Origin of the sequence: Amycolatopsis sp. NPDC026612 (assembly GCF_040638285.1) — a bacterium.
Lineage (GTDB): Bacteria > Actinomycetota > Actinomycetes > Mycobacteriales > Pseudonocardiaceae > Amycolatopsis.
On sequence record NZ_JBEZYB010000003.1, the window covers coordinates 41434 to 64162 of the forward strand.

At 72.4% G+C, this 22729-nt stretch carries 28 protein-coding genes; 18 read left to right on the top strand and 10 right to left on the bottom strand.

What is annotated here, in order from left to right:
• Positions 1 to 29 precede the first annotated feature (29 nt).
• Both AB0F15_RS04095 and AB0F15_RS04100 read left to right on the top strand, forming a co-directional pair.
• Entirely contained in the window at positions 30 to 1010 is a 981-nt protein-coding gene (locus AB0F15_RS04095) for a helix-turn-helix domain-containing protein (protein WP_360264857.1), read from the top strand.
• Positions 998 to 1459, top strand: coding sequence for a cupin domain-containing protein (locus AB0F15_RS04100; RefSeq protein WP_360264859.1), 462 nt, complete (start codon positions 998 to 1000; stop codon positions 1457 to 1459). The genes AB0F15_RS04095 and AB0F15_RS04100 overlap by 13 nt, the downstream gene beginning before the upstream one ends.
• Before the next feature lie 341 nt (positions 1460 to 1800).
• Here AB0F15_RS04100 and AB0F15_RS04105 read toward each other — a convergent pair whose 3' ends face one another.
• Positions 1801 to 2544: a serine/threonine protein phosphatase gene (locus AB0F15_RS04105; RefSeq protein WP_360264862.1), complete on the bottom strand. Its 744-nt coding sequence runs from the start codon at positions 2542 to 2544 to the stop codon at positions 1801 to 1803.
• A 111-nt stretch (positions 2545 to 2655) separates the two neighbouring features.
• On the opposite strand from AB0F15_RS04105, the gene AB0F15_RS04110 reads away from it, so the two are divergent.
• Entirely contained in the window at positions 2656 to 3390 is a 735-nt protein-coding gene (locus tag AB0F15_RS04110; protein ID WP_360264865.1) for an AfsR/SARP family transcriptional regulator, read from the top strand.
• On the opposite strand, the gene AB0F15_RS04115 is transcribed toward AB0F15_RS04110, so the two are convergent.
• Together AB0F15_RS04115 and AB0F15_RS04120 are read right to left on the bottom strand one after the other, a co-directional pair.
• Positions 3378 to 4151: a hypothetical protein gene (locus tag AB0F15_RS04115; RefSeq protein ID WP_360264868.1), complete on the bottom strand. Its 774-nt coding sequence runs from the start codon at positions 4149 to 4151 to the stop codon at positions 3378 to 3380. The two genes, AB0F15_RS04110 and AB0F15_RS04115, sit on opposite strands and share 13 nt — an antisense overlap.
• 165 nt (positions 4152 to 4316) lie before the next feature.
• Positions 4317 to 5036 (bottom strand): FadR/GntR family transcriptional regulator, encoded by a 720-nt coding sequence (locus tag AB0F15_RS04120; protein ID WP_360264871.1) that lies wholly within the window; start codon positions 5034 to 5036, stop codon positions 4317 to 4319.
• Positions 5037 to 5117: 81 nt separating this feature from the next.
• Here AB0F15_RS04120 and AB0F15_RS04125 point away from each other — a divergent pair, with 81 nt between their 5' ends.
• From AB0F15_RS04125 to AB0F15_RS04135, 3 genes are read left to right on the top strand one after another with little or no spacing between them, the layout of a single operon-like run.
• Positions 5118 to 5468, top strand: coding sequence for an L-rhamnose mutarotase (locus AB0F15_RS04125; protein ID WP_360264874.1), 351 nt, complete (start codon positions 5118 to 5120; stop codon positions 5466 to 5468).
• Positions 5469 to 5473: 5 nt separating this feature from the next.
• A complete protein-coding gene (locus AB0F15_RS04130; RefSeq protein ID WP_360264876.1) occupies positions 5474 to 6442 on the top strand; it encodes an aldo/keto reductase in 969 nt (322 codons plus the stop codon).
• Entirely contained in the window at positions 6439 to 7296 is an 858-nt protein-coding gene (locus AB0F15_RS04135; RefSeq protein ID WP_360264879.1) for an amidohydrolase family protein, read from the top strand. Before AB0F15_RS04130 ends, AB0F15_RS04135 begins: the two co-directional genes overlap by 4 nt.
• Positions 7297 to 7330: 34 nt before the next feature.
• On the opposite strand, the gene shbA is transcribed toward AB0F15_RS04135, so the two are convergent.
• The 4 genes from shbA to AB0F15_RS04155 all read right to left on the bottom strand — a co-directional run bounded on the left by shbA (position 7331) and on the right by AB0F15_RS04155 (position 9551).
• Positions 7331 to 7984, bottom strand: a complete 654-nt coding sequence (gene shbA / locus AB0F15_RS04140) for an RNA polymerase sigma factor ShbA (protein WP_360264882.1) — start codon at positions 7982 to 7984, stop codon at positions 7331 to 7333.
• 253 nt (positions 7985 to 8237) lie between these two features.
• Positions 8238 to 8534, bottom strand: coding sequence for a DUF202 domain-containing protein (locus tag AB0F15_RS04145; protein WP_360264885.1), 297 nt, complete (start codon positions 8532 to 8534; stop codon positions 8238 to 8240).
• A gap of 172 nt (positions 8535 to 8706) precedes the next feature.
• A complete protein-coding gene (locus tag AB0F15_RS04150) occupies positions 8707 to 9060 on the bottom strand; it encodes a DUF202 domain-containing protein (protein WP_360264888.1) in 354 nt (117 codons plus the stop codon).
• Positions 9061 to 9071: 11 nt separating this feature from the next.
• A complete protein-coding gene (locus AB0F15_RS04155; RefSeq protein ID WP_360264891.1) occupies positions 9072 to 9551 on the bottom strand; it encodes a GtrA family protein in 480 nt (159 codons plus the stop codon).
• Between the two features lie 148 nt (positions 9552 to 9699).
• On the opposite strand from AB0F15_RS04155, the gene AB0F15_RS04160 reads away from it, so the two are divergent.
• The gene (locus AB0F15_RS04160) at positions 9700 to 10110 is read left to right on the top strand and encodes a hypothetical protein (RefSeq protein ID WP_360264894.1); all 411 of its coding nucleotides are present in this window, start codon (positions 9700 to 9702) and stop codon (positions 10108 to 10110) included.
• 81 nt (positions 10111 to 10191) lie between these two features.
• A complete protein-coding gene (locus tag AB0F15_RS04165) occupies positions 10192 to 10485 on the top strand; it encodes an iron-sulfur cluster biosynthesis family protein (protein ID WP_360264897.1) in 294 nt (97 codons plus the stop codon).
• A 275-nt stretch (positions 10486 to 10760) separates the two neighbouring features.
• On the opposite strand, the gene AB0F15_RS04170 is transcribed toward AB0F15_RS04165, so the two are convergent.
• The 3 genes from AB0F15_RS04170 to AB0F15_RS04180 are packed head-to-tail and all read right to left on the bottom strand — an operon-like array spanning position 10761 to position 14947.
• Complete coding sequence (locus AB0F15_RS04170; RefSeq protein ID WP_360264900.1) at positions 10761 to 11885, bottom strand: glycerate kinase; 1125 nt, start codon at positions 11883 to 11885, stop codon at positions 10761 to 10763.
• On the bottom strand, positions 11882 to 12826 hold the full coding sequence (locus tag AB0F15_RS04175) for a D-glycerate dehydrogenase (RefSeq protein WP_360264903.1): 945 nt from the start codon (positions 12824 to 12826) through the stop codon (positions 11882 to 11884). The genes AB0F15_RS04170 and AB0F15_RS04175 overlap by 4 nt, the downstream gene beginning before the upstream one ends.
• Positions 12827 to 12856: 30 nt before the next feature.
• A complete protein-coding gene (locus AB0F15_RS04180; RefSeq protein WP_360264906.1) occupies positions 12857 to 14947 on the bottom strand; it encodes an alpha-galactosidase in 2091 nt (696 codons plus the stop codon).
• A 224-nt stretch (positions 14948 to 15171) separates the two neighbouring features.
• Between AB0F15_RS04180 and AB0F15_RS04185 the strand changes: the two genes are divergently transcribed.
• The 10 genes from AB0F15_RS04185 (at position 15172) to AB0F15_RS04230 (ending at position 22716) form a co-directional block, all read left to right on the top strand.
• Positions 15172 to 15630, top strand: coding sequence for an SRPBCC family protein (locus tag AB0F15_RS04185; RefSeq protein ID WP_360264909.1), 459 nt, complete (start codon positions 15172 to 15174; stop codon positions 15628 to 15630).
• 165 nt (positions 15631 to 15795) lie between these two features.
• Positions 15796 to 16605: a CoA-transferase gene (locus AB0F15_RS04190; protein ID WP_360264912.1), complete on the top strand. Its 810-nt coding sequence runs from the start codon at positions 15796 to 15798 to the stop codon at positions 16603 to 16605.
• Positions 16602 to 17360: a CoA-transferase subunit beta gene (locus AB0F15_RS04195; protein ID WP_360264915.1), complete on the top strand. Its 759-nt coding sequence runs from the start codon at positions 16602 to 16604 to the stop codon at positions 17358 to 17360. Before AB0F15_RS04190 ends, AB0F15_RS04195 begins: the two co-directional genes overlap by 4 nt.
• Positions 17357 to 18538, top strand: coding sequence for a thiolase family protein (locus AB0F15_RS04200; protein ID WP_360264917.1), 1182 nt, complete (start codon positions 17357 to 17359; stop codon positions 18536 to 18538). Before AB0F15_RS04195 ends, AB0F15_RS04200 begins: the two co-directional genes overlap by 4 nt.
• 14 nt (positions 18539 to 18552) lie before the next feature.
• Complete coding sequence (gene pcaH, locus AB0F15_RS04205; protein ID WP_360264920.1) at positions 18553 to 19290, top strand: protocatechuate 3,4-dioxygenase subunit beta; 738 nt, start codon at positions 18553 to 18555, stop codon at positions 19288 to 19290.
• Positions 19290 to 19844 (top strand): protocatechuate 3,4-dioxygenase subunit alpha, encoded by a 555-nt coding sequence (gene pcaG / locus AB0F15_RS04210; RefSeq protein ID WP_360264923.1) that lies wholly within the window; start codon positions 19290 to 19292, stop codon positions 19842 to 19844. The genes pcaH and pcaG overlap by 1 nt, the downstream gene beginning before the upstream one ends.
• A 5-nt stretch (positions 19845 to 19849) precedes the next feature.
• Positions 19850 to 20626 (top strand): 3-oxoadipate enol-lactonase, encoded by a 777-nt coding sequence (pcaD, locus tag AB0F15_RS04215; RefSeq protein ID WP_360264925.1) that lies wholly within the window; start codon positions 19850 to 19852, stop codon positions 20624 to 20626.
• Entirely contained in the window at positions 20623 to 21024 is a 402-nt protein-coding gene (pcaC, locus tag AB0F15_RS04220; RefSeq protein ID WP_360264928.1) for a 4-carboxymuconolactone decarboxylase, read from the top strand. The genes pcaD and pcaC overlap by 4 nt, the downstream gene beginning before the upstream one ends.
• A gap of 10 nt (positions 21025 to 21034) precedes the next feature.
• On the top strand, positions 21035 to 21868 hold the full coding sequence (locus AB0F15_RS04225; RefSeq protein ID WP_360264931.1) for an IclR family transcriptional regulator C-terminal domain-containing protein: 834 nt from the start codon (positions 21035 to 21037) through the stop codon (positions 21866 to 21868).
• Positions 21869 to 22158: 290 nt separating this feature from the next.
• Positions 22159 to 22716: a nucleotidyltransferase family protein gene (locus AB0F15_RS04230; protein ID WP_360265568.1), complete on the top strand. Its 558-nt coding sequence runs from the start codon at positions 22159 to 22161 to the stop codon at positions 22714 to 22716.
• Positions 22717 to 22729 lie beyond the last annotated feature (13 nt).

Below are 22729 nucleotides of genomic sequence, written 5' to 3' on the forward strand. Positions count from 1 at the left end.
AGCAGAAGTGTCGCCGTTATCGTTGACCGGTGATCGGCAACCTTGAGACATTCCAGGACGAGCTGGCCGCCAGCGGGTTTCCGCCGCTGGTCAACAAGCTGGCCGGGGCCGGCTTCCGGGGCCGGATCGCCACCCGCGACCTCGGGCCGCTGCGGCTGGTCTCCCTCGAGACGCCAGAGAGCGCCTGTTTCGGGCGGGAGCGCGACGCCTCCGACGGCGAGAACCTGGCGGTCAAGGTGATGACCTGGGGCCGGACGCGGATCGAGCAAGGGCGCGGCGAAGCCGAACTCGGGCCGACCGACCTGGTGCTGCTCGATCCCACGCGTACGGTCCGGTTCGAGAGCACCGCCGCGGCGCACGTCACCATCCTGGTTCCGCGCCGGGAGCTTCGGATCCGGCCCGCGCAGATCGACCGGCTCATCGGCGTACGCATCGACGGCAGCCACGGCCCGGGTGCTCTCGTCTCCGTGCTGGCCCGGGAGTCGGCGCGGTCGGCGACCGGGTTCCGCCAGGCGGAGGCGCTGCGGTCGGCGGCGGCCGTCGTCGAGCTGATCGCGGTCGCACTGGAGGCCCGGCTCGGCGACGGACAACCGGCCCCGGACGAGCGGCTGCGGGATCGGATCACCGGCTACATCGAGGCCCGGCTGGCCGATCCCGATCTGTCCCCGCCCAGCATCGCCGCCGCCCACCACATCTCGGTACGCCGGCTGCACAAGCTGTTCGAGGACCAGCCGCTCACCGTCGCGGCCCTGATCCGCCGTCGCCGCCTGGAGCGCTGCCGAGCCGAGCTCACCGGAAGCGGACGTACTGTCACCGCCGTGGCCGCCCGGTGGGGATTCTCCGATCCCACCCATTTCAGCAAGCTCTTCAAGGCGACGTACGGCTACAACGCCCGCGCACTGGTAACCAGCAACCGTGCACCGACGACCAAGACGCGCACGGTCGGCCCGGGAAAGGATGGTGGTGACCAAGGCAGGCAACAGCAAGAGGAGAAGTCGTGGCGAAGGTGAACATCGTCCGCCCCGGTGAGGGCGAGATCCTCGGCAGCGGGGCACAGCAGATCCGCATCCTGGAGAACGGCGAGCACACCGGCCACCGGCTGGGGTTCGCCGAGGTCACCATTCCGCCGGGCACCCCGAGCCCGTTGCAGCATCGGCACGCCCAGCACGACGAGGGCTTCTACGTGCTGGCGGGAACTTTCCGGTTCACCGTCGGCGAGGACCACTACGACGCCGGGCCGGGCACCTGGGTCATCGTGCCGACCGGGGCACCGCACACGTTCGCCAACGTCGGCGACGAGAACGCGGTCATGCTGAACACCTTCACGCCGGACCTGTATGTGCAGTACTTCCGTGACTTCAAGGCCATGATCGATTCCGGGCAGCCGGTCAACGCCGAGACCATGAAACCGCTCTGGAAGAACTACGCCACCGAGATCTCGAACGAATACGCCTCGTAAAGCGCCTTCAATACGACCGCTACGGCGGCCCGGAGGTGATGCGGCTCGCCGAGTTCGAGCCACCACGCCCGGGTCCGGGTGAGGTCCTCGTCCGCGTCCGAGCGGCGGCTTCCAACCCGTTGGACTGGAAGCTGCGCAACGGCGAGCTGAAGCTGATGACCGGCCGCTCCTTTCCCCGGGCGATGGGGCACGGCTTCGCCGGAGTCGTCGAGGCGGTACTCGGCGCGGCTCGGTTCCGGCAGGCGGGGGCGTTCGCCGAGATGGTGACGGCCCCGGAGAAGGCGGTCGTGCTCAAACCGGTGGACACACCGGTGACCGGGTTACGAGCCAGCCCTTGGGGTTCACGCGGCGACGGGAAACCGGACCGTGGTGCTGTCGGCCGCCTCCAGGGGCTCGGTCCTCGCGAGTTCGACCTTCAAGGGTTCGACGTAGAGGGCCGTCGCGTTGTCCGAGCCGCCGCGGGTGAGTGCGGCTTCCACGAGTTCGGCGGCGCCCGTGCCGGGCCGGCCCAGCACGGCACGGATGCCGCTGCCGGTGAGCGGCTTGTGCACGCCGTCGCTGGTCAGCAGCAGGCCCGTGCCGGTGGTCTCGGCCGTGCCGATCTCGTGCGCCTCGGCCGTGCGGACGCTGGTCGTGACCACGTGCTCCATCCGCGGTGTCACCGGCTGGTGGCGGGCGCGGAAGAACTCGGCGAGCGTGTGGTCGGTGGTCAGGCGGCTCAGCGTGGTGCCGTCCCAGGAGTACGCGCGGGCGTCGCCGACCCAGGCGATGTGGTACCCGCCGTGGGCGGCCGGCATGGCGACGACGAGCACGGCGTCGCCGAGCGTCTGCTCGCGAACCGCGCGCTGCGCGGCGAGGACGGCCTCGATCGGTCCTTTGTGGACCGGCGTGCGCGCCGCGGCCGCGGCGGCGGTGCGGGCGGCCCGCGCGGCGGCGGGATCGTCGCCGACGCCGTCGGCGAGGGCGAACGCGATGCCGGGCCCGCCGGCAGCGGCGTACGCACCGACGGCGTCGGCGTTGAGCGAGCGCGGCCCCTGCGCGCTCGCGGTGTGCCAGCGCGGGTAACCCGGACGTGTGGTGCTCATCGCGGCCTCCTCATCCCCTCGTGTCCATGATCCGCGCCGAACCTGTGGGCGGTCTGAGACTTTCCTGTGCCGTCGGTGTCGATCCGCGTACGGTGGGAACGGGGTGGGTGCATGGAGTTCCGGATACTCGGGCCGCTGGCGGTGTCGCGCGCCGACGGCCGCCCGGCCGCGCTCGGCGGGCGCAAGCCGCGGACGCTGCTGGCGGCGTTGCTGCTGGCCCGTGGGCGGGTGGTGCCCGACGGACGGCTGATTTCGCTGCTGTGGGACGGCGTGCGGCCGTCGACGGTCGACGCGCAGGTGTGCACCTACGTCTCCCGGCTGCGGACCGCGCTCGGCCGGCCGGCGCGGCTCGTCCGGACGGGCGGCGGCTACCTGCTGACGCCCGGCGGGATCGTCGACGCCGAGGAGTTCGAACGGCTCGCCTCGTCGGGACACGACGAGCTGCGGGCGGGCTGCCCCGGCCGCGCCGCCGAGCTGTTCCGCGCCGCATTGGCGCTGTGGCGCGGTCCGGTGCTCGCCGACGTCGCCGAACCGCTCCGCGCGGGTGAAGCGGCGCGGTTCGACGAACTGCGGCTGGCCGCGCTGGAGGGCCGGATCGAAGCCGAGATCGCGTCGGGCGACCACCTGTGCGCGGTGCCCGACGCGACCGCGCTCGTCCTCGATCACCCGATGCGGGAACGCGCGCGGGCCCTGCTCATGGCGGCGCTCTGCGCGAGCGGACGGCCGGCGGACGCGATCGCGGTGTACCACCGGGGCCGCCGCCTCCTCGACGAGCGCCTCGGGATCGCCCCGGGCCCCACGCTGCGGGCGGCGTACCAGCGGGTGCTGGACGCTCAGGCGGGGTAGGGCGCCGACTGGAAGTCCTGGTCGAGTTCGGCGGACGAGCGCGGCAGCCAGTACCGGGCCAGCGCGCGCACCTGATCGCGCGGCAGGCCGGGGTTGGCGTGCCGGTGGTCGGGTTTCGCGATGGACTGCAGCGCCCACCCGAAGCCGACCAGGGGGTGGATCCGCGCCCACCGGTGCCGGTCGATGCCCAGGACCATCTGCGCGCGCAGGATGGAGTGCCAGAAGTGGTAGCCGCCCGGTGGGTTGCCGTTCATGGTGTGCACTTCCGACTCTTCCGGCGCCCGCCGCGGGTCGAAGAGGATGCCCTGCCCGAAGGCGGCGAAGGCCTTGACCAGACCGGCTTCGTCACCGCGGTAGAAGCGGTCGAAATTGTCGAGCTGCAGCGTCGAGAGCGTCCGCAGCGGCTGTTCGATCGGCTTGACGAACTCGGCGTAGTTGTTCGGGTAACCCGGTTCCCGGCTCAGCTCCCGCCACTTTGCGTACAGGCCTTCCGGAGCGTTCTGCTGGATGAACGGGAAGAGCACGGCGTAGGCGTCCTGGACGTCCTGCGCCTGGTGGTACAGCGAGATTTCGTCGAGCTGGTACCAGAGTTCGTTGGCGCGGCGGTCTCCGAGCATCCCCGGGACGGGCGGCAGCCCGGTGTCCGCCGACGCGGTCCCGGTGTCCGCCATCGCGATCCCGGTCCCGGTGAGCACGGCCGTCCCCGCAACGGCAGCAGCGCCCGCGGTGAGCTTGAGCAGGTTCCGTCGATCGAGTGTCATGGTTTACCCCCTGGCCCGGCGGCCCCCTGCCGCCGGTTGCCGCCAAGGTACGGAAGATTTCTATACTTTCTCTGTACGACCGTTCCGGCTGCAAAGGGGTCGTGAGTGGTAATTCGGGTTAGAACCCGAATTACCACTCACGACGGCAGGGAGGTGAGTGTGCGGCTACGAGGCTTCGGCGGTCAGGTCGGGGGTCGTCGGGTCGTCCGCGGTGCCCAGCGCGTTGCGCAGCCACTGCTCCACGCCCGCGACGTGCACGGTCGCCCACGAGCGCGCCAGTTCCGGCTCGCGCGCGGCGATGGCCTCGTAGATCGCCGAGTGCTGTTCGCGGGTCTTCGCGACCGCGCCCTCCTGGGTGAGGCCGCGCCAGATCCGGGCGCGCGCGGTCGGCCCGGAGAGGCTGTCGAGCAGCGAACAGAGCACGGGGTTGCCGGAGCCGTCGGCGATCTTGCGGTGGAACTGCAGGTCGTTGGCGACCAGCGCCTCGACGGTCGGGGAGTCCTCCAGCTCCCCGAGCAGCGCGCCCAGGTCCGCGATGTCCTCGTCGCTCATGTGCAACGCGGCCAGCCCGGTCGCGGCGGGTTCCAGGATCCGCCGCACGGCCAGGAAGTCGAGGACGGTGTCGTCGCGGTGGAAGTCGACCACGAACGTCATCGCGTCGAGCAGCAGGTTGGGCTCGAGACTGGTGACGTACGTGCCGTCGCCCTGGCGGACGTCGAGCACCCGGATCAGGCACAACGCCTTCACGGCCTCCCGCAGGGAGCTGCGCGAAAGCCCGAGCCGCTGGGCCAGCTCGGCCTCCTTGGGCAGCCGGTCACCCGGTGCCAGCTCGCCGGAGATGATCATGTCCTTGATCTTGTCGATCGCGACATCGGTGACGGGCATCGTGTCCGCCCTTCCCTGCAACAGACCTCGGATGTTTGAGTGTTACTCCCCAGCGTGCCATGTCCCGGCGAAGGAGGGGTCATGACCCACCAGGCCACACCACCCGGTGGCTACGAAAGAGTGGCTCTCCACACCAGGCTGAAGCCCGGCAAAGAGGCCGAGTACGAGTCCGTCCACGCCGTCATCCCACCCGGGCTCGACGCCGCCCTCCGCGAAGCCGGCGTCCACTCCTGGCGGATCTGGCGTGACGGGCTCGACCTGTTCCACGTCCTCGAAGTCGACGACTACAAGGCGATGCGCGCGGCGCTGCGGGAGCACCCCGCGAACGTGCCCTGGCAGGCCAGGATGGCCGAGCTGCTGGCCGTCGAGGACGACTACTCCGGCGGCGACACCGGCCTCGGGCTGGTCTGGGAACTGCCGGTGAAGGAGTGACGGCGTTGGAACTGTCCCTGTCCCCGCTGGGGCTCGGCTGCGCGCAGCTGGGCAACCTCTACCACGCGATCAGCGACGAGACCGCGGAGGCGACGGTCCGGCGCGCGTGGGACGAGGGCATCCGCTACTTCGACACCGCCCCCCACTACGGCCTCGGCCTGTCGGAGAACCGGCTCGGCACGGTGCTGCGCTCGTTCCCGCGCGACGAGTACGTGCTCTCGACGAAGGTCGGCCGCGTGCTGGAGCCGAACCCGGACGGCGCCGGCAAGCGGGACGACCAGGGCTTCGCCGTGCCTGCCGCGTACAAGCGCCGGTGGGACTTCAGCCGCGACGGCGTCCTGCGGTCGTTCGAGGAGAGCCTGACCAGGCTGGGGCTCGACCGCATCGACATCGTGTACGTCCACGACCCCGACGACCACTTCGAGGACGCTCTGCGCGGAGCGTTCCCGGCGCTGCGCGAGCTGCGGGACCAGGGCGTGATCCGCGCGTTCGGGGCGGGGATGAACCAGGCGCCGATGCTGGCCGAGTTCGTCCGCCGCACCGATCCGGACGTCGTGCTGGTGGCCGGCCGCTACACGCTGCTCGACCAGCCGGCCCTGGACGAGCTGTTCCCGCTGTGCACCGAGCGCGGCGTCGCGGTGGTCGCCGGCGGCGCGTTCAACGCCGGGATACTGGCGACGGCCGAGCCGGGCCGCGTCTACGACTACGCCGAGGCGCCGCCGGAGCTGGTCGAGCGGGCCGGCCGGATCGCGGAGATCTGCGCGCGGCACGGCGTCGAGCTGCCGGAAGCGGCGCTGGCGCTGCCGATGGCGCATCCGGCGGTGGCGTCGGTGGTCGTCGGCGCGCATGATCCGGAGCAGGTCGGCGTCAACGCGCGGCGGGCGCGGGCCGTCGTGCCACCGGCGCTGTGGACCGAGCTGGTCGACGCGGGACTGCTGCGCGCCGACGTCGTCATCGCCGAAGGAGTCACATGATCGACGCCCACCACCACCTGTGGGACCCGTCCCGGCGCGAGTACCCGTGGATGGCGGGGGAGGCGCTGGATCCGATCCGCCACCCCTACACGGTCGAAGACCTGCGCGCGGTGACGAAGGCGGCGGGGGTGCACGCGACCGTCCTGGTCCAGACGGATTCCTCGGCCGAGGAGACCGAGGAGTTCCTCGCGACGGCGGCGGCGGAGCCGGTGATCGCGGGCGTGGTCGGCTGGGTGGACCTGACGGCCCCGGACGTCGCGGACCGGCTGGCGGAGCTGGCCGAGCGGGGCCCGCTGGTCGGGATCCGGCACCAGGCGGAGACCGAGCCGGACGAGGACTGGCTGCTGCGCCCCGCGGTGATGGCCGGGTTGAGCACGGTGGCGGCCTCGGGTCTGGTGTTCGACCTGCTGGTCCGCTCGCCCCAGCTGCCGGCGGCGACCGAAGTGGCGTTGCGGCTGCCGGAGCTGCGCCTGGTCCTGGACCACGCGGCGAAGCCCCCCATCGCGGTGGGGGAGTGGGAGCCGTGGGCGTCGGGCGTGGCCGCGCTGGCCGGGCGCGAGAACGTCGTGTGCAAGCTGTCCGGGCTGGTCACGGAGGCGGACTGGTCGGGATGGGAGGTCGCGCACCTGCGCCGGTACGTGGACCACGTGCTCGAGGTGTTCGGCCCGTCGCGCCTGCTGTTCGGCTCGGACTGGCCGGTCTGCGAACTGGCGGCGTCCTACGAGCTGGTCCTGGACGCGGCGATCGCCCTGACGGGCTCGCTGTCGGACGCGGAGCGCCTGGCCGTCTTCGAGCACAACGCCCGCGCGACCTACGGCTTGGATGCGGGCGGGGCCACCTCCTCCAGGGGGTAGAAGAGGTGACCCCGCCCGCCGCTGGAGTGGTCCGTCAGAACTCGTCGTCGCGGATCAGGCCGCGCAGCCGGGTCAGGGCGCGGTGCTGGGTGACGCGGACGTTGCCCGGGGAGATCCCGAGCGCTTCGGCGGTTTCGGTCGCCGAGAAGCCGACCGCGATGCGCAGGGTCAGGATCTCCTGCTGCACGCGCGGCAGGGTGGCGAGCAGCCGGCCGAGGCGGGCGCCGAGGTCGAGGTGCAGGGCGTGGGTCTCGGGTTCGTTGCCGACCAGCGGGCGCTCGGGGAGCTCGGGAACGGGCTCGGAGCGGTCGCGGGCGACGGCGCGGTAGGCGTCGGCGACCTTGTTCGCGGCGATCGCGTGCACCAGGTAGAGGAAGGAGCCGCCGCGGTCCTGGTAGTCGGGCAGCGCCTTGAGCACAGCGAGGCAGACTTCCTGGGCGACGTCGTCGGCCGACAGGTAGGAGAGATCGCGGCCCCCCATGCGGGCCCGGCAGTAGCGGACCACCACCGGCTCGATCATCTGGATCAGGGAGTGGATGGCGGCCGGATTGCCCGCGCCCGCGTCCTTCACGAGAGGATCGAGATCCTCCTTGGTGAGCCGCCCGCCGGGGCGGGGCAATGACTCGGGAGTTCGATAATCGCGAAGTGCGGAAGCGGTGACTTCGGTGGTCCTCGGCGGTGCTGTCATGGTCGTCTCCCCGGCCGACCCTCGACCGTCGCTGCCGGGGGTTCAACACTCCGTAACTGATCTATCGCAGATGCTCCAGGAGTTGGGGGCTCATCTGCGCTCCGTGCGACGCTGGGTAATCGTAAGCACCTCCGGGTGGGTCAGTCCAGATTTCAACCACCAATACCCCGTTAGCAGGAGCGACCGTGATGTTCCCGCGACCCGGCCGCGCACATTGCGATTAATCGGTTTCAGGATGTGCCGAGTTCACTCGTCAGTGGAAGATGACCACGGAAGCGGCCGTCGCGGTCACGGCGAGCGACGCGATCGCGGGCAGCAGGCGGCTCGGCGGTCCCGGTTCGGTGGCGCGCAAGGCCCGTTCGCGGCGCATCCCGATGCCTGCGAGCAGCACGGATGCCCCGGCGGCGAGCAAAACCGGGACCAGGGTGAGACCCCAATGGCGCTGGGCGGCGGAGTGCAGGAGCAGTACGGTGCAGGCGGCGGACGCCAAGGCGGTCCGCCGCCAGGCGAGCCCCGTACGCTCGGCCTGGGCGCCGGCGGGGGTGGTCACGGCCGGGCTTGCGGGCGGATGGCGGTACTTTTGACGTCGCGATAATCGCGAACCGGCGGTATTCGCGACCGAAGCGGGCCCTCGCCGGCGCCGGGCCGGGTGGCCGGCCGGGGATCCCCGGCCGCCGGAGCGATTTTTCCGGCCGTCACCGTCCGTTGTCCTGCGGTGTCACTCACGAGACCACCAGCAGCACGGCCGCGGCGACGATGAGCACCAGCAGCCCGCCGGTCAGTGCCACGATCATCCAGCTCCGCGGCAGTGGTTCCCCGGCCCGCATGGCGATCTGCACCCGCCGCCAGCGCGGGTACGCGGTTGCGGCGAGGACAGCGGCCAGCAGGACGCACAGCCCGGCGAGCACCGAGCTCGCCGCGGTCGGCGACGGCACCAGCTGGTGCACCGCCACGCCGCCGGCGAGGAGGCCGAGCGCGGTGCGGAGCCAGGCGAGGAAGGTGCGTTCGTTGGCCAGCGTGAAGCGGTAATCCGGTTCGGTGCCGCCCGCGTGGGGCTTGATGTCGTCCGACGCCACGTGCGCAGACGCTAGCCGGTCTGCGCGGCCCCGGCCGGTTCGGTGCGGTGCGCGAAAACCCACCAGCGCAGCACGGCGAACCGCACGAACCCGCCGACCACGCTGGCCAGCAGCAGTGTGCCGGTTTCTTCCCACGACGTGGGCCGGTCGACGACGGCGTCGAGAACGGCCAGCACGGCCGAGCCGTACCCGGCGTAGAAGGCGAAGGTGAGCAGGTCCTGCAGGTGGCGTTTCCCGGCGTTGCTGCGCCGGCCGGCGAAGGTGACGCGGCGGTGGAACTCGGTGTTCCCGACCGTGGTGAGCCCGATCGCGACCAGGTTCGCCACCTGCGACCCGAGCTCGTCGCGCAGCAGGAGGAACAGGACGGCCTGGACGCCGGTCGTCACCGCGCCGGCGACGGCGTACCACGCCGCGTGCGTGCCGAGCTCGTGGTGGCGGTCCGGGTCGGTGGCGAGCAGCCGGTGTTCCGGTGCGCACCTGGTGGTGGCCATGATCCCAACCTACCTTGCGTTCACAAAATTGTGAATGTGTTAAACCAGTTGAAGAAATGTGATCCCGGTGACACCGCGGGGTTTCGGTGCCCCGCCGGCCGGGGTAGGTCACCGGCGATGACACTTCCGACGCGCCAGGAGACAGCCCGTGAGTGACCGTGACTCGGCCGAACCGCAAAGCCTGAGCCCCAGCGAGGCGCTGGACGAGGACGAGCTGCGCGTGGACCCGCTCGAAGAGGGCATCGAGCCACCTGAGCACTGGAGTGCCGCGAACCGCTACGGCACCACGCCCCGCGAGATCCGCGAAGGCGAGCCGATGGACCAGCGGCTGTCCGAAGAAGTGCCCGACGCCGAGCCGGAGCCGGTTCCGGAACGCCCGCTCGCGGCGACGCCGGCGGCGGAGCTCGACGAGACGATCGAAGACGCGCCACCGGACTTCGAGCCGGTGGCCCCGGAGGAAACGATCGCCCGCCGGCATTCCAGCCCGGGCGTGGGAGCCCGGCCGGACTACGCCGGCGAATCGGTGGCCGACGCCATTCGCGCGGCCCGCCAGAGCTGAACCGCTCAGACTGCGCGTCCGATCGGGCGCCCCTAGCGTGGGGCACCAGTGCATCGGACCGCGACGAAGGGAAGGCCGAAGATGCTGACCGTGACCGAAGCCGCCGCCGAGGCGATCACCGCGCTGACCAGCCAGGGAGAGGGCGAAGCGGGGCTGCGCCTGGCAGTCCACAACGCCGACGGCGAAAGCGCCCAGCTGGCGCTGTCGGTCGCCCCCGAACCGGCGGAGGGCGACAGCGTCCTGGGTGCGGACGAGGGCCCGAAGGTGTTCCTCGAGCCCCAGGCAGCGGCACTGCTCGACGACAAGGTGCTCGACGTCCAGGAGGACGAAACCGGCGGAGTGGCGTTCGCCGTGCTGCCCCAGCACACGAGCTGACCGCGGCGGACGGGCCTTTCGCCTTCGGGTGCGGAAGGTCCGTTCGTCGGGCGGTTCGCGGGGCTCGACCAGCTCCGCGGCTGCGCCCGTTCGCTTAGCGGCCCCATCAGGCGTGAGCCAGCTTCGCGGGTTGCCGCCTGTTGTCGGCGGCCAGCTCGGGCGCGGCGAAGCAAGTGCCCCGCCTAGCGGCCCTCTCGGCGCGAACCAGTTCTCGCACCGAGTGTCCTCAGCGCTGCCGCCCACTTCGGTTCCTGCCGAAGCGGGCGCCGGTTCGCCTACCGGGCCCACCAAGCGCGAACCAGCTCCGCGGCACGAGCCCGCAACAGTTCCGCCGCATGCTTCCGAGCGTGCTCCAGCGACGGCGCATGATCGATCAGCGCACTGCTCCCCACCACCCCCAGCCGGGCCAGCCCCTCGGGGCCGAGTTCGATCCGCCCCGCCAACGCGATCAGCGGCACCCCCCGCGGCCGCGCCCGGTCGGCGATCCCCGCCGGGGCCTTGCCGTTCAAGCTCTGCTCGTCCAGCGACCCCTCGCCGGTGATGACGAGATCGGCGCCGTCCAGCGCCTCGTCGACCCCGGTCAGCCCGGCGATGAGATCGAACCCGGACTCCACCGCCGCCCCCAGCCCGGCGATCGCGCCGGCCGCCACGCCGCCGCCGGCTCCCGCGCCCGGCACCCGCGTGACGTCCGGGGCGCCGCCGACCTGCAGCGCGTGCGCCCACCGTCCCAAGGCCTCGTCGAGCAACGCCACCTCCGCCGGCCCCGCCCCCTTCTGCGGCCCGAACACCGCCGCCGCGCCTTCCGGGCCCAGCAACGGGTTCGTCACGTCCGTCGCGACCGCCACGGGGACGCCGTCCAGCCGTTCCCGCACCGGGGCCAGCTCGGTCGACGCCACCCGCTTCAGGGTCCCGCCGCCCAGGCCGACCGGTGCGCCGAACGCGTCGAGCACGCCGGCCCCGAGTGCACTGAGCATCCCGGCCCCGCCGTCGGTGCTGGCCGTGCCGCCGACCGTGAGCACGAGCCGCTTCGCGCCGTGCACCAGCGCGTCCGCCAGGAGCTCGCCGACGCCCCAGGTGTGCGCGGCCAGTGCTGTCGCGGGGCTCGGCTCGACGAATTCGATGCCGCACGCGCGCGCCGATTCGACGTACGCGGTGCCGTCCAGCACGGCGTACCGCGCCTGGACCGGTTCCTCGAGCGGCCCGCGAACCGTCAGCCGCACGATCCGGGCGCCCGCGGCCTCGAGCACCTCGAGCGTGCCTTCCCCGCCGTCGGCGACGGGGCAGGAGACGATTTCGGCGTCCGGCAAGGCGTCTCGCACGCCGAGCGCGATCGCCTCCGCGGCCTCGACCGCGGTGAGGCTGCCCTTGAACTTGTCGGGCGCGACGACGACACGGGTCACGGCTTCACCTCCGTCAGCGGGGGACGTCCGGCGAGCACCGCCACGACGTTGCGCGCGGCCAGCACGGCCATCTCCGTGCGGGTCTCGACCGTGGCCGACCCCAGGTGCGGGCTGAGCACGACGTCGTCCCGGCCGAGCAGCCGCGGTTCGACTTCGGGCTCCTTTTCGAACACGTCGAGCGCGGCGCCGGCGATCTCCCCGGCCTCCAGTGCGTCGGCCAGCGCGGCTTCGTCGACGACCGGGCCGCGCGTGGTGTTCACCAGGTACGCGCCGGGTTTCATGGCGCGCAACGCGGCGGCGTCGATGAGGTGCCGGGTATCGGGGGTCAGCGGGCAGTGCAGCGAAACGACGTCCGCGCGGGCCAGCAGCTCGTCGAACGACACGAATTCGGCGTCGGTGTCCTGCTTCGACCGTCCTGAGTAGACGATCGACATCCCGAACGCCGAGGCGCGCTTCGCCATCGCCCGGCCGATCTGCCCGAATCCGACGATGCCGAGTGCCTTGCCCTGCAGCCCGGAGCCGAGCAGGAAGCCGAGGTGGAACGACCACGGCGTGCGCGAGCGCAGCAGCCGTTCGCCCTCGCCGAGCCGCCGCGTGACGGCGAGCAGGAGCCCGAAGGCGAGGTCGGCGGTGGCGTCGGTGAGCACGCCGGGGGTGTTGGTGACGACGATGCCGCGCCCGGCCAGCGCCGGCACGTCGACGTTGTCGTACCCCACGGCGACGTTCGCGACCACCTTCAGACCAGGCCCGGCGGCGTCGGCCAGCGCGCCGTCGAGCCGGTCGTGCAGCATCCCGACCACGGCCGACGCGCCGGCCACGAACTCGTGCAGTTCCGCGGGCGTCAACGGCCGGTCCGCCGGTGACACGACGACCTCACCCGCCTCGGCGAGGAGTTTCACCGCGTCGTCGGGAATCCATCGGGTCACCGCGATCTTGGTCACCTCGACAGCCTAGGGCACCCCACCGACGATTCAGCCCACGCGCGTCAGCCGCACCACCGCGCTCGCGTACCCGCTGCCGGGGAGGTCGACGTCGAGCCCGTGGCTCAGCAACACGGCCCCGTGGTGCTCGACGCCGTCCTGGTCGCGGTAGCGCCCGGCCGGCACCAGCCCGGCCGGCCGCGGCGGGGTGACCGGCCGCGCGAACTCCGTGGGCCGCCGCCAGAAGAACACGACCACTTCGTCGCCCAGCACGTACTGGACCGCCGTCAGCGCCGAAACCGCGGGATCCGCCAGCCGGTACATGGTGCCGTGCTGCACGACGGGCCGGATCTCCTTGTACAGCGCCACGAGCGTCGCCGCCTCGGCGAGTTCCCCGGGACTCCAGCGCGGCAGGTCACCGCCGAGGCCCAGCACGCCGGCCATCGCCACGTGGAACCGGAAGGTCAGCGGCGCCTCCCGGTGCGTGGCCGGGTTCGGGCTGTCGGTCACCCAGGCCGACATCGTGCCCGCGGGGTAGAGCTGCCCGTAGCCGTGCTGGATGGTGATCCGGTCGGCGGCGTCGGTGTTGTCCGACGCCCAGATCTCGTCGGTGCGCGCGAGTATCCCGAGGTCGGTGCGGCCACCGCCGCCCGCGCAGCCCTGGATCCGCAGGTCCGGGTGGTCGGCGCGCAGCCGGTCGAGGATCGCGTAGACCGCGCGGACGTGGCCGGTCCACACGCGTCCGGCATCCTCGCCCGGCCAGCCGGCCTCGGTGAACGCGCGGTTCATGTCCCACTTGAGGTAGTCGATGCCGTGCTCGCCCACCAGGCGGTCGAGCCACCGGTGGGCCCACTCCGCGACGTCGGGCCGGGCGAAGTTCAGCACGAGCTGGTTGCGCAACGTCGTGCGGGACCGGTGGGCCATGTGCAGCACCCAGTCCGGGTGCGCGCGGTAGAGGTCGCTGTCCGGGTTGACCATCTCCGGCTCGACCCACAGCCCGAACTGCATCCCGTGCCCGTGGACGGCGTCGGCCAGCGGCCGCAACCCGCGCGGGAAGCGCTGTTCGTTGGCGATCCAGTCACCGAGCCCGGCCGAGTCGCCGGTGCGGGCACCGAACCAGCCGTCGTCCATGACGAACAGTTCCGCCCCCAGGCGGGCGGCTGCCTCGGCCAGGCCGGTCTCGGTCCGCTCGTCGACGTCCCAGCCGGTCGCCTCCCAGGAGTTGTAGACGACCGGCCGCAGCTCGGCGGGGTGCGGCTGGACGAACTCGCGGACGTAGGCGTGCCAACGCCGGCTGGTGCCGCCGAAGCCCTCGGCCGCGTAGAGCCCGGCGAACACCGGCGTCTCCCACGTTTCGCCCGGCTGCAGCCGCCAGGTGACGTGCTCGTGCCCGAACCCGCCGGTCCACGTGACACGGCCGGTGTGCGTGCGTTCCACCGTGATCCGCCAGCTCCCGCTCCACGCGAGAGCACTGCTCCACACCTCGCCCGCGGTCTCGGTCGCGTCGCCCGCGTCGAGCATCACCCACGGGTTGACCTGGTGGCTGGACGTGCCGCGGCGACTGGTGAGCGTGGTTTCGCCGACCGGCAGCGGTTCGCGCAGCACGCCGTACTCGGCGCTCCACGCGCCGGACGTCCGGCTCAGCCGCGCGCCTTCGCGCCGGGGAAGCGTCCACGACGCGGAATCCGTGCGCAGCAACGAGATCGGCTCTTCGGAACCGGTGTGCCGCAGCGACGTCCAGCGCTCGACGACGTCGCCGCGGACGCGGTAGTGCAGGGAAAGGGCCAGGGGGTAGTGCCGGTCGGCCAGCCGCACGACGAGCGTGTCGTCTTCGAGTGCGAAGCCGTCGTAGCGCCACTCGAGCGCCGAAGTCCCGTCCGCGTACCGCACGGCCAGCGCCGCGACGCCGAAGAACGCGCCGCCCTCGGCGGGGAGTTCCTGCCGCTCGTCGCCGGGCTCGTCGAAGCTGCTGTCGGCCGGGTTGCGGCGCGCGGCGACCTGCGTGGCCTGGGTCAGCGTCAGCGGCGGGCCCCAGTGGACGTGCCGCGGGCGGTCGTCGGCGTCCAGCCGGAAGGCGTACGAGCTCTCGGGGGTGTGCAGCAGCCAGAGCCGGTGCGCGGGGTCGTGTTCGACGAGCGACATGTCCGACAGCGTAGGGCTGACCAGCGCAGACCCGCGGCGGCGACCTCTTCACCACGGTCCTCGCCGAACGGGCCGGTTCTCGCGTCGACGTCGCTAGCCGCACCGGGCTCTCCTCCGCCGCGGTCACGAAGGCCGCCCGGCCCCGGCCGTGCGGGTGCGGCCGCCGTCGCCGTCAGTGCCTTTCGGCACCGGCGGCGGCCGGGGGCACGCGGTACCGTCGCCGTATGCCGCGCTTCGAGGTCACCACCGGGATCGCGGCGCTTCCCCGGCGCGTCTTCGACCTTTCCCTGGAGGTCGACGTGCACACCGCCTCGATGGCCGGCTCCGGTGAGCGGGCCGTCGGCGGCGTCACCTCCGGGCGGATGCGGCTCGGCGACACCGTCACCTGGCAGGCCAGGCACTTCGGGCTGCGCTGGCGGATGACCTCCCGCATCAGCGCCTGCGAGCCGCCCGGTTACTTCGTCGACGAGCAGGTCGCGGGCCCGTTCGCGCGCTGGCACCACGCCCACCACTTCGAGCCGGACGGGAACGGTGGCACGGTCATGCGCGACATCGTCGAATTCGCTGCCCCGCTCGGTCCGCTCGGGACCGTCGCCGAGCGGACCGTGCTCGGCTGGTACCTGCCCCGGCTCATCCGGCTCCGCAACGAGTACGTCCGCAGGGCCGCCGAGACGGCTGGCTGAGGCCGCTCTTCCGAAGGGCGACTTTCTCGCTGCTCGCCCGGGAAAGTCCCCTTCGTCCTGCGTGCGTCATCCATTGGGTGGAAGACGTCTGGTCGGTTCGCCGGTCGCCGTGCTATGTTCGGTTTCAGAACGAGTGTGCGTGATGCGAACAATCCGGAGGGTGTGATGGCGGAGCTGCTGTCGCTGGAGCAGGCCGTGGCGCGGCTGGTGCACGACGGCGACACCGTCGCGCTCGAGGGCTTCACGCACCTCATCCCGGTCGCCGCCGGGCAGGAGATCATCCGGCAGCGCCGCCGGCGTCTCACGCTGGTGCGGATGACCCCCGACATCGTGTACGACCAGCTCATCGGCGCGGGCTGCGCGCGCAAGCTGATCTTCTCGTGGGGTGGCAACCCCGGCGTCGGCTCGCTGCACCGCTTCCGCGACGCCGTCCAGCACGACTGGCCGGTGCCGCTGGAAATCGAGGAACACAGCCACGCGGGGATGGCGAACCGGTACGTCGCCGGCGCGTCCGGCCTGCCGTTCGCGGTGCTGCGCGGCTACACGGGCACCGACCTCCCGGCGCAGACAGCCACGATCAAGCCGATCACCTGCCCGTTCACCGGCGAACAGCTCACCGCGGTCCCGGCGCTGAACCCGGACGTCTCGATCGTCCACGCCCAGCGCGCCGACCGCGAAGGCAACGTCCAGATGTGGGGGATCACCGGCGTCCAGAAGGAAGCGGTGCTGGCGGCGAAGCGGTCTTTGGTGACGGTCGAAGAGATCGTCGACGAGCTGGAGCCCCGTCCGGGGGCGGTCGTGCTGCCGGGGTGGGTGGTCACGGCGGTGGCCGAGGTCCCGGGCGGCGCGAAGCCGTCGTACGCGGCCGGCTACTACGAGCGGGACAACGCGGCGTACCAGGCGTGGGACGAGGTGGGCCGCGATCGCGAAGAGTTCACGAAGTGGCTGAACGAGCTGACCGGGGTGAAGGCATGAGCGCCCAGTACTCCTCCGACGAGATGATGAGCGTCGCGGCCGCCCGCGCGCTCGGTGACGGCATGTCCTGTTTCGTCGGCATCGGCCTGCCGAGCAAGGCGGCGAACCTGGCCCGCCGCGCGCACGCGCCGAACCTGACGCTGATCTACGAATCCGGCTGCCTGGGCGCGAAGCCGTCCCGCTTGCCGTTGTCCATCGGTGACGGCGAGCTGGCCGACACGGCGGACGCGGTGATCAGCGTGCCCGAGGTGTTCAACTACTGGCTCCAGCCCGGCCGCATCGACGTGGGTTTCCTCGGCGCCGCCCAGCTGGACAAGTTCGGCAACATCAACACGACGGTGATCGGCTCGGACTACCACGACCCGAAGGTCCGGCTCCCGGGCGCGGGAGGCGCCCCGGAGATCGCGGCCTCGTGCGGCGAGGTGTTCGTCGTGCTGCGCCAGAACCCCCGCGCGTTCGTGGAGAAGGTGGACTTCGTGACGTCGTTCGGCCACGGAACGGGCAAGGGCGACCGCGCAAAGCTCGGCCTCCCGGGCCGCGGCCCGACGCTGGTCGTCACCGACCTGGGCCTGCTGCGGCCCGACCCCGAGACGGCGGAGCTGACGTTGACGGAGCTGCATCCCGGGGTGGGCCTCGACCGCGCCATCGCGGCCACGGGGTGGAAACTGAAGGTCTCCGACGACCTGAAGACCACCCCGGCCCCGACGGAGCAGGAGCTGACTCTCCTGCGTGACCTGGAAAAGGCAAGCGCATGACCGACGTCTACGTCCTCGACGCGATCCGCACCCCCTTCGGCCGCTACGGCGGTGCGCTGGCCGGCGTCCGCCCCGACGACCTGGCCGCGGGCGTGCTGCGCGCCCTGCAGCAGCGCAACGACCTCGACCCGTCCACAGTGGACGAAGTAACCCTCGGCGACGCCAACGGCGCGGGCGAGGACAACCGCAACGTCGCCCGGATGGCCGCCCTGCTCGCCGGCTGGCCCACGAGCGTTCCCGGCAGCACGGTCAACCGCCTCTGCGGCTCCGGCGTCGACGCGGTGATGCAGGCCAGCCGGGCGATCCAGGTCGGCGACGCGTCGCTGGTCGTCGCGGGCGGCGTCGAGTCGATGACGCGCTCGCCGCTGGTCATGCCGAAGCCGGAGAAGGCGTTCCCCACGGGCAACCAGACCCTGTACAACACCGCGCTCGGCTGGCGCATGGTGAACCCGGCGATGCCGTCGCAGTGGACGATCTCCCTCGGCGAGTCCACCGAGCAGCTCGCCGAGCGCTACGGCATCGGCCGTGACGAGCAGGACGCCTTCGCCGCGCGCAGCCACGTCAACGCCGCCAAGGCGTGGGACGAGGGCTTCTACGACGACATGGTGGTCCCGGTCGACGGCGTGGACCTGGCCCGCGACGAAGGCATCCGGCCCGATTCCAGCCCGGAAAAGCTGGCCAAGCTGAAGCCCGTGTTCCGCAAGGAGAACGGCACCGTCACCGCGGGCAACGCCTCCCCGCTGAACGACGGCGCCTCGGCCCTCCTCCTCGGCGACGAGACGGCGGCGAGCCGGCTGGGCAGGGCCCCGCTCGCCCGGATCGCCGGCCGGGGCGCGGCGGGCGTCGACCCGGACGTCTTCGGCATCGGGCCGGTGCGCGCGGCGGAGATCGCCCTCGAACGCGCCGGCATCGGCTGGGGCGATCTCGCCGCGGTCGAGCTCAACGAAGCCTTCGCCGCCCAGTCGCTGGCCTGCCTGCGCGACTGGAAGAACCTGGACCCGGAGATCGTCAACACCCACGGCGGCGCGATCGCCATCGGGCACCCGCTCGGCGCGTCCGGCGGCCGGATCCTCGGCACCCTGGCACACGACCTGCACCGCCGTGGCGGGGGCTGGGGACTCGCCGCCATCTGCATCGGCGTCGGCCAGGGGCTGGCTGTCGTCCTCGAAGGCCGGTAAGGGAGAAGAGAAACGTGGCCACTCCGACCGAATTCAGGCTGCCGCGCTACGGGGAAGACCCCGAAGGCACGCACCCGCCCCTCGACTCCAGCGGCTACCGTTCCACGGCGCTGCGGTATCCGAAGCAGGACCTCGTCCTGCTCCCGCAGATGCTGACCGAAGTCACCGGACCGCTGCTCGGGCCCGGCCGCCTCGGCGAGCACGACAACGACCTCACCCGGCAGCACGCCGGCGAACCGCAGGGGCAGCGCATCATCGTCACCGGGCGGCTCCTCGACGGTGACGGCCGTCCGGTGCGCGACTCGCTCGTCGAGATCTGGCAGGCGAACGCGGGCGGCCGCTACCGGCACACCGGCGACCGCTGGCCGTCCCCGCTCGACCCGAACTTCGACGGTGTCGGGCGCACCCTGACCGACAGCGACGGCCGCTACACCTTCACCACCATCAAGCCCGGCGCGTACCCGTGGAAGAACCACGACAACGCCTGGCGCCCGGCGCACATCCACTTCTCGGTGTTCGGCTCGGCGTTCACCCAGCGGCTGGTCACCCAGATGTACTTCCCGGACGACCCGCTGTTCTCCCAGGACCCGATCTTCAACTCGATCCCGGACGAGAAGGCCCGGCAGCGGATGGTCTCGCGCTACGACCACGAGATCACGCAGGCCGAGTGGGCGCTCGGGTTCCAGTTCGACATCGTGCTGCGCGGGCGCGCCGCGTCGGTGTTCGAAGAGGAAGAGGAGGACGAAGACTGATGACCAGGCTGCTGCCCACCCCTTCGCAGACCGTCGGCCCGTACCTGTCGATCGGGCTGCCCTGGCCCGACGGCCCGCACGTCGTGCCCGAGGGCACGCCCGGCGCGTTCTGGATCCGCGGGATCGTCCGCGACGGCAACGGTGACCCCGTGCCGGACGCCATGATCGAGACCTGGCAGGCCGACCCGGAGGGCGGGTTCCGCCACCCCGACGACCCGCGCGGCGCGACGTCCGGCGAGTTCCGCGGCTTCGGCCGCTGCCCGACGAATCCCGACGGCACGTACGGGATCCTCACCGTGCTCCCCGGCGTGGTGCCCGGTGAGGGCAGCACCACGCAGGCCCTGCACATCGACGTCTCGGTGTTCGCCCGCGGCCTGCTCCACCGGGTCGTCACGCGGATCTACTTCGAGGACCAGGACAACTCCGGCGACCCCGTGCTGGCGACCGTCCCGCAGGAGCGGCGCGGCACGCTCATCGCGGCGAAGACCGAGGATGGCTACCGCTTCGACGTGCGGCTGCAGGGAGACGGCGAGACCGTCTTCTTCCGGGTGTGACGCCCGTGAGTGCCGTGAAGCTGCACCGGGGCGTGGAAGGGCCCGCGGACGGCCCGGTGGTCGTGTTCGGCGGGTCGCTCGGCAGCGACGTGCGGATGTGGGAACCCCAGGTCGCGCCGCTGGTGGAGCGCGGGTTCCGGGTGGTCCGGTACGACACGCGCGGGCACGGTGCGTCGCCGGTGCCACCGGGTCCCTACGAGCTGGCCGACCTGGGCGCCGACGTCCTCGCCCTGCTCGACGAACTCGGCGTCGCCCGGGCGCACCTGGTGGGCCTGTCGCTCGGCGGGATGACGGGGATGTGGCTCGGCGTCCACGCGCCGGACCGGATCGCGAACCTCGCGCTCTGCTGCACGTCCGCGAAGCTCGGCCCGCCGTCGATGTGGGCGGAGCGGGCCCGCACGGTGCGCGCCGAGGGCACCGCGGCGGTGGCCGAGGCGGGGGTGAGCCGCTGGCTGACCCCGGGCTACCGCGAGCGGCACCCGGACCGGGCCGGGTTCCTCCGGGCGATGATCGCGGCGGTCCCGGCCGAGGGCTACGCGGCCTGCTGCGGCGCCATCGAGCGGATGGACCTGCTGGATCTGCTCCCGAAGATCACCGCGCCGACCCTGGTCATCGCGGGCGCGGACGACCCGGCCACTTCGCCGGACGAGCACGCCCGACCGATCGCCGAGGGCATCCCGGGCGCGCGGCTGGAGGTCGTGGCGAACGCCGCGCACCTGGGCAACTTCGAGCAGCCGGCGGAGTTCACCCGGCTGATCCTGGACCACTTGGAGCGAGCGTGACGGACCGCCACGAGCAGGGCATGAAGGTGCGGCGCGAGGTGCTCGGCGACGAGCACGTCGACGGCGCGGTCGCGGGCACCACGGACTTCAGCCGCCCGTTCCAGGACTACATCACCGAGGGTGCGTGGGGATCGGTGTGGGCCCGCGACGGCCTGGACCGCCGCACGCGCAGCTGCGTGACGCTGGCCGCACTCACCGCGCTGCAGGCGCACAACGAGCTGGCGATGCACGTCCGGGCGGCGGTCCGCAACGGACTGACGGCGGCGGAGATCGGCGAGGTCCTGCTGCACACCGCGGTCTACGCCGGGGCACCGGCGGCGAACGCGGCGTTCGCCATCGCCCAGCGCACCCTAGCGGAGCTCGGCGAGCCGAGCGCCCTGCCCGCCGACGCCGGATAGGGTGCCGGGCATGGACGTGACGAGGCCGCCGTTCGACGTCCGGCTGGACAGCGAACCGGCGCACCGTGGTGCCCACCACGTGCAGTCGCTGGAGCGCGGCCTGGCCGTGATCAAGGCGTTCCACGCGGGCGCGTCCGAGCTGACGTTGAGCGACGTCGCCCGGGCGACGGGCCTCACCCGCGCGGCGGCGCGGCGGTTCCTCCTGACATTGACCGACCTCGGCTACGTCCGCACCGACGGCAAGTACTTCTCGCTGACGGCCAGGGTGCTGGAGCTGGGCTACGCGTACCTGTCGAGCATGACGCTGCCGGAGGTGGCGCAGCCGCACCTGGAGCACCTGTCCGCGCGCGTGCACGAGTCGAGCTCGGTCTCGGTGCTGGAGGCCACCGACATCGTCTACGTGGCGCGGGTGGCGGTCTCGCGCATCATGACGGTCAGCATCAACGTGGGCACGCGCTTCCCGGCGTATGCGACGTCGATGGGCCACGTCCTGCTGGCCGGGCTCAGCGAGGCGGAGCTGGAGGCGTACTTCGTGGTGGTGAGCCTGGACCGCTTGACGGCCCACACACTGACCGCCCCCGACCGCCTGCGGGCGGAGCTGGCCAAGGTCGCCGAGCAGGGCTGGGCCATGGTGGACCAGGAGCTGGAGGAAGGCCTCCGCTCGGTGGCCGCCCCGATCCGCGACCGCAACGGCCGCGTGGTGGCGGCGGTCAACCTGTCCACGCACGCCAGCCGCACAACGGCGGAGTCGGTCCAGAATGACCTGCTCCCCCCGCTGCTCGAGACGGCCCACGCCATCGAAGCGGACCTGGCGGTCGGCGCCCCGGACCACGCCCATGGCTGACCACGCCCCAGCAGCTGTTGCGCCGCGCCCAGCGGTGGCGCCGGTGGCCGAAGTGCTGCGGCGATCGTCGCCGGTGGCGGAGCCGCCGGTCGTCGTGGGCGTGGCTGCGGAGCGTGCAGCTGTGGCGCCGCCGACGGAGGGACGGATCGGTGCCCACGGCTGACCGTGCCACGGCAGCCCCCGCGGCTCCGGTGCCGCGCCCGGCCGCTGCCTCGCTTCCCCGCGAGACCGAGACCGGGGCCGGGCCCGGGACCAGGCCCGAGACCGGCGCCCGGCCGGTCGCCGGTCTCCTGCTGGCCGCCGGGGGTGGGCGGCGGTTCGGCGGGCCGAAAGCCCTGGCCGAAATCGATGGCGAACCCTTCGTCCTCCGCGCGCTGCGGACCCTGGCCGATGCCGGGTGCGAGCCCGTGCGGGTGGTCGTCGGTGCGGCCGCCGACGAGGTGCGGGCGCTGCTGCCCGATCCGGCCCAGGCCGTCCCGGCCGAAGACTGGGCGAGCGGCATGGGCGCCTCGCTGCGGGCCGGTCTGGCCTCCCTCGAACCAACCAGCGAACCGGCCGCCGCGCTCGTTCACCTCGTCGACCTTCCGTGGGTCGGCGCCGACATCCTCGCCCGCGTCGCCGCCGGGGCCACCGCCGAAACCGTCGCTCGCGCCGCCTACGACGGGGTGCCCGGCCACCCCGTCCTGCTCGGTCGGCGCTGGTGGGCCGAGATCGCCGGGGCCGCCCAGGGCGACCGCGGTGCCCGGGACTGGCTCGCCACCCGTCCCGACCTGACCCTGATCGAGTGCGGTGACCTGGGCAGCGGCCGGGACGTCGACCGGCCCGACGACCTGCCGGGCCCGGCGTGAGCACGGTGCGCCG